Raw genomic sequence first — 14,555 nt, forward strand, 5'->3', positions numbered from 1 at the left:
GGCTCCTTATGAGAGGAAAATTGATTCCATTCTTTTTAACTACAATGCTGTGGCGATGATATCCGCTTTTGTAGATGGAAATGAAACAAAGCCTTCCTCATCTTCAAATTCAGGGTAACGTTCTAAGAATTTTTCCGTTAAGGTTTCAAAAAATTCTCTTTGATAGCCATATGGAATATTCCAATTAGCTGTGAGAGTTCCTTCTAGCCAATCAACCATCTCTTTCCTAGATCCAAAAATTTGACATTTTTTTATAACTTTACAAAAGTCAACTTTATAATCCGCCTCTTCTAAAGTCCTTCGAATAGAAGCCTCAGAGTTCATTCTTCGCTCAGAGCTATGACTTGATGGAAATTGCCAACCTCTTATTTCCATTTCTTCCGACACAATACGAGAAAATTTTTTTGAGATGCCTGTTGGCAAAGTAATTATAAGTTTACCATTTGGAAGGAGATGGGTTTTTAAGTTTTGTAGGACAACAATTGGGTTTGGGATGAGATGAAAAACACAAAACGAAACAATAACATCAAATTTTTGATCTGTCTTAAATTTTAAAAAATCTAAGTCCAGAGATTCTTGAAACATTAAATTCGGATATAATTCACAGGGAAATAATTTCTGAGCTACGTGAATCATTTCACTGGACAAGTCCACCCCCAAAACACTCCCATTTGGTACAATATAGGAAATGAGAGCTGTTATTTTGCCATCTCCAGAGCCAAAATCTAGTATCCGTTCATTTCCTATTAACTTGTATCTAGATAAGGCTTCCCAGGCCCACTGGGTTTGTAACTCAGAATTATGAATATAAAGCGTAACTAAACTTCTTCTATTCCACCCTTCTTCTTTAGAATTGATTTCACAGTTTTCTCCGAATAAAGAGCTGAAAAGCATAGAACATAGCACTAATTTTTCAAAACTTTTCATTTTGACATTCCCTTAGTATATTGCAGTTGATTTCAAGATAAAATTGCGAAAAGTGTCGGTATCAAGGAAACGCAGATCGCATGAAAGCACAAAATACATTAACCCAGGGACAATCGGACCATAGCCTTTGGAATGAGTCGACTTCCTCTAGAGAGAGGAGGAGGCTAATGTTTCTGAAAAAGCTTGCGCGCTTTGAAAAAGTGGTCTTCTAACTTCATTTTCTTCTACAGAAAGCTCCCTAAGCCTTTGAACAAAGAGATTGCACTGTTCAAGATCGGAATTTCGTTCAAAAACGACATGGCCATTAAATTCCCAAAATAATCCCTTCCTATCAGAGAAAAAAGTGAGAATTGTATCAACTAAAGACGCAATAGATTTCTCAACTCTAATAAACTCCTCATATCTCAATGATGATTTTTCAAGTTCTTGATCAAATAATTGTAAGGCAACCGCTTTATACCTACCATCACAATTCGTAGCCTCAATCGCAGACTTCCCCTGCGCCTTAGCTAGACTAACCCTCTGTTTAAAATCAGTTAATCTTTCTAAAACAAGTTTAACCTTTTCTTTTGACCGCAAGATTTCAACGTCATTGGTGATCACATCAATCTTAAGCATCCCTTCCAAACTTTTGAGTGTCTCCGTTAATTCACAACCCATTTTGTGGTAATTAAGTGCTATATTTTCGACTAATGGCAAAAGCTCAACAAAATCACCAAGCTCATCCTTGGAGTAATTATTAATTGGAAATTCCGATTTGTTATTAATTACAACATCACGAGCGGCTTGAATTAAAGCGTGTTGAAAATTTTTTTTATGGAGCCTCAATTGCTCCGTGGATTTAAGCTGTTCAAAAGACTGTTGAACAACGCCAATCAAGATGAACCTATCCAACTAAATTTTTTATCCAAGTATAAACTACCCCCAATATTACCAATCCATTCCATATCACGAATAAACGCTCCCATCGCATCAATAGCCGACGACAACGTCTTTTTAACCAAGCAAAAGCTCGTTCTACCTTCCAGCGTTGTGGGCTCAATTTGAAGAAATGGGTAACTTCGTTAATTTCTGGCGCCCATCTTCCTTTGATTTTCCGATAGGGAATTAGAGGAAATATTCCCATGTTTAACAAAAACTGACGTAACCAGCCTGCATCATAACCTTTGTCTGCCTCAAGAACAACTACTCGCCCTTTGAGTGACTTTAATGGAAGCTGTGTAAGCAATCTGCTAACTTCCTGTTTTTCATCCCCCTTTGCATCGGTAGTTGTAATGGCTATTGCATTGCCGTTTTTATCGATAAGCAAGTGAAGCAGAACTCCCTTGCCTTTATAACCATAATCAACTTTTTCCCCTCCTCCTGGAGCGGGGGGAAAAAGAACCGTCCACAGCTACTTGAGAAAGATCAACTTTTCCTTCCATTATTGCTATCTGTAATAGCCCACTCATCACCTTATCAAAAACTCCTTCAACACTCCATTGCTTTAACCATTTGTGAGCTGTAGAACGAGGGATAAAAAGAGAGGAATCTGTCGGAAGATCCGCCCAACGACATCCTCTCGTTAAGATAAAGAGTATTGAATTCCAGGTTTTGCGTAGATCACTTCGAGGAGTTCCTCTCTCCAAAGGAAAAGTATGGTCCATAAGACCTTCAATGAGTTGCCATTGTTCATCTGATAAACACTTAAATCCTGCCATGTCATCTCCTAAATTTTTTTAAAAGAATATAGCATTTAACTTTTTAGTTGGATAGATTCATCAACATCGGCAAAATTAAGAATGAAAAATATAAAACGCGAACAAGCCTGTTTCTCTTTTGTGCTGACACTATGCCAAACCCTTCTTTTAATGAGAATGAAGGTCATTTATGGCATACGCAGTTATTTTAAGTCCACCCAAAGACGAGCGTCTTATTCTAGATGAACGAGGCAGCATACTCATAGGCCCCTCAGGGATTTATGAAAACATAGCTTCGACGGAGTAGAAACACGCAAACACCAGTTCTGTTGGGGGTCCTGAGGCAAAAAATCCTTTCTAAGAGACACCCACTTTCTCTTCCCTTTTTTCTTCTGGACATCAAGCTGTAATCTCAAACAGCCCATCTATAAACTTTTTTGAGATAAAATGAATCGATTCATATACAGAACTCGGTGCTTCTGCTGCCCTGAATGTTTGAAATCACTGGCTATACCTTTATTCAAAAGCTTCAAGCCTAAAGAAAAAAAGGTGCTAATAGCCGACGGCTTTATGGCCGACGGCATAAGCAGCGCCCTCTTATAAGATCTTATATATTCTTATAAAAATCTTATAAGATCTTACTCGCAAAAATCCTCTATGAAAAATGCTACTAGCATGACGGTATTCTGCGACCAGTATGACGATAAATGCAACCGGTATGACGAAAAATACTGTTATTTTGCGACCAGTATAGCGTAAATGTGCTACTAGTATGACGAAATACTGACGCAACTTGTAAGGTCATCTGCTACTTTGAACGATATGGGAGTGGAAAAAGACAAGAAAATCGACAAGTTCTTACTCTAAGTTCTATAGGAGCTACCTATACCTCTGTATTTGCTATTAGAGTCTCGGCGATGTGCTATCTATGCCCTGGAAAAACAATTGGCTTCTAACACCTCGAGGCAGTATTGGCCAATTCCATAATGATTGGTTTATCTATGCTACAGATTGTGAGTGCAAAACTCTAAGAAGATTTCTTCTTATTCTTTATTAAAAACTTAAGGTTGAAATGCTATATCACTAAACCAAACAACATGTCGGGGAAGCTTGAAAGTTCTATAGTTATTTAAAATCTATCTAAAAGATCTATAGGAAAGGTTTGTTAAGGAGAGATTTTTGCGACAGATTGTGAGTGGTGTGCGACAGATTGTGAGTAGTAGGTCTCATATGGATGTTAAACCACTATTTTATACTTGTTTAAGATTGTTTTGAGTAAACATTCAAAGTTCTGATCGTCATATTCAGACCAAGCTTCTGAAAAATTTTGAACTAGCTTTGGATAAAAAAAACCATTTTTAAACAGGGTTTTTTCATTCCCCCACTCCCACGACCTTTCTTTTGGTCTTTACTTTTCGTTGTTCCCTAAGTTAAGTCACTCGTTCTTTCAAGCCATAAACCTTCCGGCTTTTCGGGAAAACTGGTAGTATTGAAACGAAAAGCAAATCTGTTTGTTTATTTTTCTTGGGTGAAAAAAAACCACCCTCTCAAAGTATATCTGAGTTGCGATGATAATGTTTCGTTCCCATTTTTCCATCTTGCTCTCCCCTACAATTAGTTTTTGGTTAATACAAAATGAGCCGTCACATTATTATGACATCGACTTGATGTCAAACATTTCTTGTCTATGTAAAAAATTTGACGTGCAACTCCCTTTTCAAGCGAATTTATTAAAGATGTGTTCTGAGAGGTTCATAAGGTTGTCTAAAAACTTTGATTCACATAGTCCAAGTTTTACTATTGATATCCCCCTCTCTTCGGGAAAAGAATTCTTAAATCTTTTAGACCCTGCTTCATCGTGCGGCTTATTGACTAACCCCATATGCTCGAAATCAGACAGTTTTTCAGCTAAAGCACAAAAGCCATAGCAGGGTCTGCCGAAAAACTCCTGGACGCACCCTTCGTCATGCTAGTAGCACCATTCAAAATAGAGAAGTTCGTCATACTAGTAGCAGCTCCAAGAAACCAAGCTTCGTCATGCTAGTAGCACCATTCAAAATAGGGAAGTTCGTCATACTAGTAGCAGCTCCAAGAAACCAAGCTTCGTCATGCTGGTAGCATTAGATTTTTTTGTTCTCTTCCATTCTCATGTCGTTCAAAGTAGCAGACGATTTTATATGTTGTGCTAGCATTTCGTCATGCTAGTAGCAGCTCCAAGAAACCAAGCTTCGTCATGCTGGTAGCATTAGATTTTTTTGTTCTCTTCCATTCTCATGTCGTTCAAAGTAGCAGACGATTTTATATGTTATGCTAGCATTTCGTCATGCTAGTAGCAGCTCCAAGAAACCAAGCTTCGTCATGCTGGTAGCATTAGATTTTTTTGTTCTCTTTCATTCTCATGTCGTTCAAAGTAGCAGACGATTTTATATGTTATGCTAGCATTTCGTCATGCTAGTAGCAGCTCCAAGAAACCAAGCTTCGTCATGCTGGTAGCATTAGATTTTTTTGTTCTCCTCCATTCTCATGTCGTTCAAAGTAGCAGACGATTTTATATGTTGTGCTAGCATTTCGTCATGCTAGTAGCAGCTAGTTTTTTGCATTTCTCTCAACTCATTGTCTCTCTAAAGCTCCCTTAATTTTTATCTTTTTTTTTATCGAAGCACAATCTAGAAGGGGCTAGTGACAATAGCTCACTTCCAAACTGGGTCTAAAAGATTTAAGAATTCTTTTCCCGAAGAGAGGGGGATATCAATAGTAAAACTCGGAAATCTAGGGTTTAGTGTCGAGTGTTACTGAAAATTGGGGTTAAGGCTAAATACATACTTTAGCTGTCCATTGCTTCCCTCTATAACCTTTACAGAGGTGATTAAACCAAGATTTTTTATTGTTTGAATAGCGTCTTCTACTTTTTTTTCAGCTCGTTTTTTTTGACGAGCTGCTAAGTAGTTATCAAGCTTGAGGAGATGCGGGAGTCGGTCTTTGTTAATTTCAATCTCGAAACGTTTAGATGCTAGTTCTCGTAGCATATAGTCTCTTAAAAGGTTCATCGCTTCTGTGACATATCGATGTCCTCCAGCGGCAAGGATCATTTTCTTATTAATATCTGACGGATATTCAATGTATTTAGAGTTGATTTGATCTACAAGAATGGGATTAAAGCCTATAATTAACTCACCTTGCGCATCAAAAAATGACTCGTCCCCTGCATTGGCTTTTTTAAGTTGTTTTTCATCCATTCCTTCTGTGAATTTAATGACTTGGATTAAGCTTTGAAATTCTTCGATCCTATCAGTTAAAATTTGAGTTTTCCCGTTTTGCTCGACTTTTCGTTTCCTATCAAATTTTAAGAGAAATTTTTTTGCTGAAAGGTTCATTAGGGTTTCTCTTACAAATTTGACTTCATCTCCGGAATAGTGACTTCGGTCGATGTACGCTCTGTATAATTCACCAGGTTTAATACGTAATCTTGGGCTTTCTTTTTTTTCTTTGCCGAATGGGACCAAATCTACAGGCATGTTCCCTTTGTAATAATCGCCGTTGTCTGGCTCATAGTTTTGGCTTTTTTGATGTAAAAGCTTTTGGAGAGTGTTCAGAAGTTTATCTTCAGGAGGCGTCAGCCTAACACCAACAGATTTGACTTCAAATTCATATTTTTCAATTTTAGTTTTTAAGTGTTTAGACTCAATTTGCTCGAAGAGGTTTAGCTGATTTTGCTTTGGATATTCATACTTCAATTTTTGGTCTATAAAGTGGCCTGAGTGTCGTATTTTCTCAATATGCTTTTTTGAAGGATCAAGAATTTTGATTAATTTTTCGCTGTTGTTTTTTAGAAATATTAGTCTATTTAGAAGATCAGTTTTCTCCTTTCTATCAGAGGCTTCAAGTTCGACTTGTTTGATAAGTTGGTTGATTCCTTGTTTTCTAAACTCAGGACTATGAATTGTATCTTCTATTGGAGAGTCTAATAGCTCTTCCCAAAGTTTTTCGATTTGTGAGAAAATTGCACCGTTTTGGGCTAGTTCAGCAAAATCATTAATCGTCAGATTTTCTCTTTCGTCGAACTCTTGTTGGCTTAGCTTAGAAGGAGTCATTTTCTTCGTTATCTCCTGAGTCTAATGAATCAAATTTGGCAAAACTTTTTGAGAAAAATAGAGAAACAACGCCTGTTTTCCCATGACGATTTTTAGCAACGATAAGCTCTGCTTCATTAGGTCTATCATTTTCATTGTAATAGTCGGGTCTAAGTAAAAACGTGACTACATCAGCATCTTGTTCGATGGTACCACTTTCTCGCAAGTCACTTAAAAGGGGGCGATGATTTGTCCGTTCCTCAACTTTTCTGGATAACTGGGAAAGGCATAATATAGGAAGGTGTAGTTCTATAGCAAGATTTTTGAGGTCTCGAGTAATGTTAGAGACTTCAACAAGTCTGGTCTCACCGGAGGCTTTTACGAGTTGTAGGTAATCAACAATGAGCAATTGTATTCCCTTTTCTTCTTTAAGAAAGCGGGTTTTAGCGATAAGCTCTTGAATGAAGCACCCCCCCTCCTGAACGTAAATGGGGAGCCTTGATATTTTAGGTTCGATTTTTATTATTTTATCCCATTCCTCATCCGAAACCCTTCCCTCCCGAATAGTGCTTCCTGAGATCTCAGACTCAATAGAAAGGACTCTCTCGTAGAGCTGCTCAGATGACATTTCTAGCGATATAATTCCAATCGGATGATGCTCTGCAATTCTTGCGGCAAAGTTAAGGGCTAGAGCAGTTTTTCCCATACCCGGTCTGGATGCGAGAATCATTAGGTTTGAGTTTCCAAATCCTCCGATAACTTGATCTAAATCCGGATAACCAGTTGAAATTCCATCTACATAAGGTTTATTGTGCTTCCTGAAATAGTCTCTTCTCTTTTCAAGGGCTTTTAAGTATTCCCCTCTTTCACTTCCCTTACTTATTTCAAAAAAGGAGTTGGCTTCTGACGGTGAAAGGTGCTTGGAGATTTTTTGAAACCTTTGGGTGAATAGGTCTAGAAAACTTGGGACATCTTGAATAGTTCCTATTTCGGCCCCAACCTTGTTTACTTCTTCAATGATTTGACGTTTTGCCCAATTGTTTTTGACTATTTGTACGTAGCTTTCAAGGTGTATGGGTGATGGAGCTGACTGCGCTAGCTGAAAGAGATAATCTATTCCTCCAACGCTATCAAGTTGTTTTGATCCTTTCATTTCTTCAATGAGAAGCTGAAGTTCTGCGGGTTTTAGTTTTTGTTCAAGCATCTGAAGAGCTTGAAAAACAGCCCTATTTTCAGAAAAATAGAAGTAGGCTTGGCTTAGAAGGTCACAACCGAGTTTTCGATCTTCTACGCTATTGACCATCCGCCCCAAAAGCAACTGTTCTGCTTCTTGGGAAGCAACACTAACTAAATTTTCCATCACACGATAAAGATAGGTTTTTTATTGGAAGGATACATTGATGGTAATGAGAAGTCAATCTTCAGATTGAAATGGATGCCGAGAACTTGTTAGTCTCTAGTAATTAGTGATTAATGCAAATGTACAACTGTTATACATTCACTTGGTGAGAGTCAGCAAAATAAGACGTTGCTTGAACAATTTAATTCTGATAAATTAGGGTGTTGAAGAGAAACAAGAGATAGTTACAGGTCATAAATGAAAGACAAGAAAGCTATGAAAACGATTACATTTTGTTCGTTTAAAGGCGGGACATCCAAAACGTCTACTGCTCTTAATTTGGGGGCGTGTTTGGCAAAATTCCACGAAAAAAAAATCCTATTATTAGACTTTGATCCACAAGCAAACCTCTCTGTTGGTTTAGGAATTGGGGCTGATCGACTGGAAACTATGGTTCCCGTTTTGCAAAGACAAGTTGATATCCAATCAGTAATTGTTGATACATCGGTTCCTAATCTCACATTGATCCCTTCAAATGCTTATCTAGATGGAATTGACAGGAAGCACCCACTCGTAAATGATCAATATGCTCATGAGCGCGTTAGAAAGGAGTTAAGCAAGATCGAAGAAGAGTATGATTTTTGTTTCATAGATACTCCGCCCTCGCTTGGATGGTTGACTCAATCGGCTTTCTATGCGTCTGATTATTCGATTGTTTGTGCTATACCTGAGGCATACAGCATTATCGCTCTAGAAAGACTGAAAGAGTTCTTTGAGGCAATTAATGAAAATCATCGTATAGATGTATTAGGTGTTCTTTTAACTTTTTGGAACGATAAGGGAGCTATCAACGATGAGCTGTTGGGTTCAATCGAAGAATCGTTTCCACAAAAAATCTTAAAGTCGAAAGTTAGAAGAGACATCGCTGTTTCCAGAGCTGTTTTTGAAGGGGTGCCGGTAGAAGATTTCGATCCAACTTCTAGAGCTGCGAATGATTATAAAGTTCTGGCTGAAGAGTTCCTGGATAGATTGTCTAAGGTCGATTTAAAAGCGGAGGAGAAAGTTAATGTCTAAAAAACTTAAATTTTCTAACCCAGCCATGAAGAAGAGTGGAGCTGCATCTAGCAAAAAAGAACAGTTCAATTTAGCTGCGAATGTAAACAGCTTTAATGCAATTTTTGACTTACAAAAACTTGATTCTGCAGAAGAACAGAGGATTCATGAGATTCTTGAGAAAAACTGGATTCCAGATAATTTATCTCAAGATGAAATGGAAAAAAATTTCGGATTATTGAAGACGATTACATCTGAGATTAAGTCCATTTCAAGGCAGGGAGCCATTTTGATTGGAGAGAGGGTCGTTCGAGCAAGAGAGCTTTTAAAGCCATTTCGAGATGGTACTTTCACTCTGTGGCTTGAGTCTACATTTGGAAGTCGTCAGAGTGGTTATAATATGCTGTCTTACTATGAATTTTTTGTTGCACTCCCTTCAGAGGACTTAAAAAGTAAGTATAAAAAAATGGCTCAAAGAGCAGCATATCAACTTGCAAGTCGGAAAGGGGATATTCAGAAGAAATTCACTATTATTGATCAGCACTATGGTTTAAAGAGTAGTGAAATAATAGGAATTCTCCAGAGAGAATTTTCTACGAGAGATCTTCGAAGTAGAAAGACTGTCGATGGTCTTATAAACCGTCTTCTTGAGACTGTAGATCATCTTGTGAAACGAAGAAAAGAACTTTCTGCTGAAGATTTGAAAGATATTAAATATGCCAATGGGCGACTACAAGAGATTCTGAAAAGATAAAAGGGTCTGTGTAGATTGTCTATTTTCTTTTTAAACCTACCTGAAATGATTCTAACAAAGTCTATGGCAGCTATCTTCTTATGCAGATCATGAAAAGTCTTTAGAAAAGTCAAGGATCAAGACTATTCTTTTAGAAGTTTTAATGATTTGACTAAGGCATGATTTCAAAAATTCTCAAGATAAACAAGAAGATATCTGTCCTTCTGATATAGATCTTGATCGCGATTTGGTTTAACATTCATCCATAGCAAGGAGAGAGAGTTCAACTCTAAGTTTTGCATTATTTTTCATCTTGAAGTATTTGGATATTTGTTGAGGAAGTTGTGGGGATTGTATGAGGTAAATAGTGAAGTTTGACAGTAAAGAAACTGTTACTTAAAATATTTTTCACTTTTACAAGTGGAGATTGAAATGTGGTAGCAGAAATACCCGAATTTGGAGAATCAGTCTTTCAGCCATATAAAGCCTCAGAAGAAAATACTTCGGAGATTTGGAATGGGCGAGAAATAAGAGTTGCAAATAGCTTGAAAAGCAGTAGATTTGCTCAAACAAAGATATCTTCTCTTTCTCTAGATAGCCAAGAGAATAGCCCTATAGCTCAAAGCATTTCTAGAGCTTCTCTACCTCTAAGAGGATGGAATCATGAAAGTTTTCCAACACCGCCAACGAAGCCAATCCTTACTCCTGTTCTAGATGGTGATACTTGTTTGTATTATGCTCGTAGTTTCAAGACACACCTCTTAAAATGGATGCATGATAGTTTCGTCAAGAAAGATTTGATGGACGAATGTGACTACGACCAAATCGAAGGAATTCTTCAGATGCTTGTTGATGAAGTTCAAAACTACGTTTCAATGGCTGGTTTGTACAGCACTAACGTCGATTGGAAAGGAGTTTTGTATCCGTTAAATAGGTTATTTCAATTTTGGAATTACAAATGGAAGAACTACAACGTACCTCCTAGCCCTTATGACTATCCGCTGCCTTAGAAAGGAGAGGAAACAATGAAAACATTTGCTTCAAGAACAATCAAGACCATCGTTAAGTATGGCTTTCCACTAGTTATTGTATGCTTTGCTTGTGGATTTTCTGTAAATATAGAGAAAATTCCTAATAATGGTAAGCACTACGGTAATATTTCGAATAATGTATCACAAGGCTCTGGGCCTGAAGACAAGACAGGGTCTCCTTTGAATGGAATCCAAAAAATCGGTTTTTTCTGTTTAGGAGGTGTTCCATCGTTTGATGGGGATATGGCTAGGCAAATTAATTTTCTTCGTTGGATGAAGGAAAGGCTCGAAAAAGTTGGGCATGTTATCTTTTTAGACTTAGCAAATGGGATTGACTTTACGGGAATTGCAAATGGTGGTAGCGCTATCATCCAAAACAGAGCAGTTTCAATCTACGATTTTAAAGCTGGAAACATCACAATTGTCAAAGACGTTGTGCAACTCGACCTAACTGTGTACTCTATCATTCAAATTCATGACACAAAAAAAACTTCCCCTCATGAGCCAATTTGGAAACAAGAATTTTTAGTTGACACTTCTGACAAAGATAACCTGGAAATTGGTTATAAAGACTTAATTGAAAATTTAATCGAAGATCTAGCAAATAGTAACCTCAAATATAGAAAGTCGCCTGTTTTCTATCTCTACATCGATACCGAACATGAGCCAGAATTGAAAAAAGCGTTTGGGAGATATGTATCACCACCGCTGACTACTATTCAAGAAAGTGTGGTGCATCTTCAAGATAAATGATTATTTTTTGCTATTAAGGAAAGAAGTTTATATAACTCAAAGTTTGAAATTTTCATTGACAATATTCAGTCTGTTTATAAAGATTTAGCCTTTTCACATTTTGTGGCCTTGCAGCTTTAAGTTCTTATATCTACTCTCATGAAGAGAATAAAACGTACATCGAGCTAGAGCAAGTTTTGTTTGACTCGACGGGAATTTATGTTGAAAGCTTAAATGGCTTGGTGCCTGTTTCATCTATAAATCACTATACTAACGGCTTCTGGTATGAACCACGCGACGAATGGACTTGCCCAAATTGTGGGGCGGATAATGGTGGTGGAGAATATGGAGGGCAAATATGCAGCAATTGCAAATGGCCTATAAAAGACAGAACGGATTTAAAAAAGCGTTGATAGCTTTTTTATTTTTTTTAGTTTTGCTTGCTCCTGCGTATAGTGGAATGAAGGATAATTCCAATATTTCTGAAAAATTATTAAATATCCCACACGAGGATAGGCAAGAGTTAACCGATTTTTTCAGAGGTATGTTAAGCCAAGGAGATTTTGCCGCTGTATTATTTGACCTTAAGCCTGCTTCCTTGCACGATTGGCCCTGGTGGTGTGTACAATATCCTGAAAAGAATCATCCAATCAGAAATCACTTGCTACTAACATACAAAGGGTGGACTATCTGGAGTAAGTATGCTTCACTTTTCGATCTCAAATACCTCTTCGTTGATCAAGGGTATCATGATGAAATGTTCACGGTATGGTTTGTGAAAAAAAACTATATAAATTCAATCAAGGCTTACCTCCAAGAAAATCCAACTGGTATTGAAAAGCATCGTAAATTAGGAACCTTGCTTGGTTTTGATGAAAAAGATGTTGAAGGCTTCTGTGAAGAGAGAGAATTGGAACTGGTTATGAAGTATTTACCTTTTGACTCACAAAAACTTGTTGGTTCTTCAGAACCTAGAGAAAAAATTGCTGATCTTTTAAAAAAGTACTCGAATACCTTGCCTGAGCATTTAACGAGGTTCGAACAAGGATTCTTTTTTCAGGACTTTTGTTCTCCAGTCGAACGTTTCTTTCCTTCAGGAATTTATGGATATCGCTCATTTAGTCGCGAAACAAAAGATCAAACTGAGTGGAAACAAAAAGTTGCCGATCTATACAATAGTGAAAACTTTTTAGAAGAAATCTTAACTTTAATGACTGAATCATGAGTCTAAAAAATCTGGCTTATTTTTTTTGTGGGGTAATAGTTACAGGCATTACGTTCATAGCGTGGAACTACATTGATCGTTCTCATGTATCAATATCTGAAGAAGCTTTAGGAGGGATGTTCTATGAAGAACTGGCTAAATATCCAGCAGAATGTGATGTAGATAAAATCACATTAGTCATGAGAGATATTTCTTATGGTAAAAGAAAAAAAATGTCACGGCAAGATAGAGAAGAGATTCTTTTTGAACTTGCTTCAAGAGAATCAGAAGAAATTGCTAGACAAAATTTATTACTCGCTGAAGCTTATTTAAAATCGATTAGTAATCGACCTGAGATCATGTCAGTTATAGACGAAAAGGTTTACATCGAAATACTACAGCAAGGATCAGGCGAAAAAGTCTCTCAAGAAGATTGTGTATCTATAAAATTTGTACAATATGACATTGACGGAAAGGTGATTAGAGATACGCAAGAACAAGCTATAATGATTCCACTTTCAAGAATGATTAAGGGGTTTAAGGTTGGTTTAGAGGGGACAAAGGTTGGTGAACGCAGAAAAATATATATTCATCCTGATTGTGGATTTAGCAAAATTGGGAGAAGCGATTATCCTAATCAGCTTTTAATTTATGAAGTACAGGTTGTCTCTATTCATTCACATTCTTCTGATTAGAAACGAAATGGGTTTCAACAATCTTGTTAAAACTTGATTCACGACTTAAAGAAGTTGGAAGAGCGACTTGGGTTATTCAAGTCTAAGTAAAAAAGATTATATCGGCGTCTAGCTCGATAGTACCACTCTCTCAGGTTACTTAAAAATGGGCGATGGTTTGTTCTTTAAATTTTGAAAAAATCCCTATCTGGTGTATTTTTGTAGCATAAATTTCTATAATGTAACGATGATTTTGTAAGAAATTTAGAAAGTTATTTTTGAGGACTTGTGGGCACAAATCTAAAAAATTTACCTCGAATTTGTAACGCTTCGAACATGTATGAAGATGGATTGCATCATCTATCAATGTTTGAAGGCGGTTATATTAATTTTGGTTATTGGGATCACGTCAAGTCCGATAATGGTATTTTAACTAAATCTCAGAGAATTGAAAGTGAGAAAAATCTTTATAGATTTGTTGGCAAAAGAATGCGTCTTGGGAATCGTGATAAAGTTTTGGAGTTAGGCTGCGGGTTGGGCCTTGGGACCGTATTCCTTTATGAAAACTATTACATTGATGAAATAATAGGCGTGGATTTTTCGGAAAACCAGATTGCTAGAGCTATGGAACTGCATTCAGACTTGTTAGCTCATTCAAAAAAAGTTGTTTTTCAAAAAGGTGATGCGCAAAGCCTGGAGTTTGAAGACGAAAGCTTCTCGAAAGTGATTTCAATTGAAGCTGCTCAACATTTTGAGTCATTTGAATTGTTTGCCAATGAATCTTATCGTGTGTTGAAGAAAGATGGTCTTTTAGGGATTGCAACCTTCTTTGGGAAAGGTGCAGAAGGTTTTTCAGAAGCCTGTAGCCTTATTCCGACGATAGAAAATGGCACTGATAAGTTGTATATGGTATCTGATATAGAAAAAATTTTGTATAATGCAGGATTTAAAGATGTTGAGATAATAAGCATCGGTAAGAATGTATGGGACTATCTTGATAGATGGATCAGTCAAGGAAGTTTGAAAGATTCCTGGGATAGAAATTGGCTTTTAGGTTATAAAAAGCAAATATTCGATTATTATGTTTTGTTAGCTAAAAAACCAATTTGAGTT

At 37.0% G+C, this 14,555-nt stretch carries 13 protein-coding genes; 7 read left to right on the forward strand and 6 right to left on the reverse strand.

Annotated features, from left to right (window positions below; all coding sequences use genetic code 11):
- Positions 1-39: 39 nt before the first annotated feature.
- The 6 genes from SNE_RS12050 to dnaB all read right to left on the reverse strand — a co-directional run bounded on the left by SNE_RS12050 (position 40) and on the right by dnaB (position 8,036).
- The gene (locus SNE_RS12050) at positions 40-927 is read right to left on the reverse strand and encodes a class I SAM-dependent methyltransferase (protein ID WP_013935085.1); all 888 of its coding nucleotides are present in this window, start codon (positions 925-927) and stop codon (positions 40-42) included.
- Positions 928-1,074: 147 nt separating this feature from the next.
- On the reverse strand, positions 1,075-1,806 hold the full coding sequence (locus tag SNE_RS00525) for a hypothetical protein (RefSeq protein WP_148258901.1): 732 nt from the start codon (positions 1,804-1,806) through the stop codon (positions 1,075-1,077).
- A 7-nt stretch (positions 1,807-1,813) separates the two neighbouring features.
- Positions 1,814-2,320, reverse strand: coding sequence for a transposase (locus SNE_RS00530; RefSeq protein ID WP_079891495.1), 507 nt, complete (start codon positions 2,318-2,320; stop codon positions 1,814-1,816).
- Positions 2,271-2,627, reverse strand: coding sequence for a transposase (locus SNE_RS00535; RefSeq protein WP_013943592.1), 357 nt, complete (start codon positions 2,625-2,627; stop codon positions 2,271-2,273). The genes SNE_RS00530 and SNE_RS00535 overlap by 50 nt, the downstream gene beginning before the upstream one ends.
- A gap of 2,768 nt (positions 2,628-5,395) precedes the next feature.
- The gene (locus SNE_RS00540) at positions 5,396-6,697 is read right to left on the reverse strand and encodes a hypothetical protein (RefSeq protein ID WP_013935088.1); all 1,302 of its coding nucleotides are present in this window, start codon (positions 6,695-6,697) and stop codon (positions 5,396-5,398) included.
- The gene (dnaB, locus tag SNE_RS00545; protein WP_013935089.1) at positions 6,684-8,036 is read right to left on the reverse strand and encodes a replicative DNA helicase; all 1,353 of its coding nucleotides are present in this window, start codon (positions 8,034-8,036) and stop codon (positions 6,684-6,686) included. Before dnaB ends, SNE_RS00540 begins: the two co-directional genes overlap by 14 nt.
- A 237-nt stretch (positions 8,037-8,273) precedes the next feature.
- Between dnaB and SNE_RS00550 the strand changes: the two genes are divergently transcribed.
- The 7 genes from SNE_RS00550 (at position 8,274) to SNE_RS00580 (ending at position 14,552) form a co-directional block, all read left to right on the forward strand.
- Positions 8,274-9,089 (forward strand): ParA family protein, encoded by an 816-nt coding sequence (locus SNE_RS00550; RefSeq protein ID WP_013935090.1) that lies wholly within the window; start codon positions 8,274-8,276, stop codon positions 9,087-9,089.
- Positions 9,082-9,822, forward strand: coding sequence for a CT583 family protein (locus SNE_RS00555; protein ID WP_013935091.1), 741 nt, complete (start codon positions 9,082-9,084; stop codon positions 9,820-9,822). The genes SNE_RS00550 and SNE_RS00555 overlap by 8 nt, the downstream gene beginning before the upstream one ends.
- A gap of 413 nt (positions 9,823-10,235) precedes the next feature.
- Positions 10,236-10,811: a hypothetical protein gene (locus tag SNE_RS00560; protein ID WP_013935092.1), complete on the forward strand. Its 576-nt coding sequence runs from the start codon at positions 10,236-10,238 to the stop codon at positions 10,809-10,811.
- 15 nt (positions 10,812-10,826) lie between these two features.
- Positions 10,827-11,585: a hypothetical protein gene (locus tag SNE_RS00565; protein ID WP_013935093.1), complete on the forward strand. Its 759-nt coding sequence runs from the start codon at positions 10,827-10,829 to the stop codon at positions 11,583-11,585.
- A 337-nt stretch (positions 11,586-11,922) separates the two neighbouring features.
- A complete protein-coding gene (locus SNE_RS00570) occupies positions 11,923-12,789 on the forward strand; it encodes a hypothetical protein (RefSeq protein ID WP_041418607.1) in 867 nt (288 codons plus the stop codon).
- Positions 12,786-13,463, forward strand: coding sequence for an FKBP-type peptidyl-prolyl cis-trans isomerase (locus SNE_RS00575; RefSeq protein WP_013935096.1), 678 nt, complete (start codon positions 12,786-12,788; stop codon positions 13,461-13,463). Before SNE_RS00570 ends, SNE_RS00575 begins: the two co-directional genes overlap by 4 nt.
- A 315-nt stretch (positions 13,464-13,778) precedes the next feature.
- Positions 13,779-14,552, forward strand: a complete 774-nt coding sequence (locus tag SNE_RS00580) for a methyltransferase domain-containing protein (protein WP_013935097.1) — start codon at positions 13,779-13,781, stop codon at positions 14,550-14,552.
- The last annotated feature ends 3 nt before the right edge of the window (positions 14,553-14,555 follow it).

It is taken from the genome of Simkania negevensis Z (assembly GCF_000237205.1).
Lineage (GTDB): Bacteria > Chlamydiota > Chlamydiia > Chlamydiales > Simkaniaceae > Simkania > Simkania negevensis.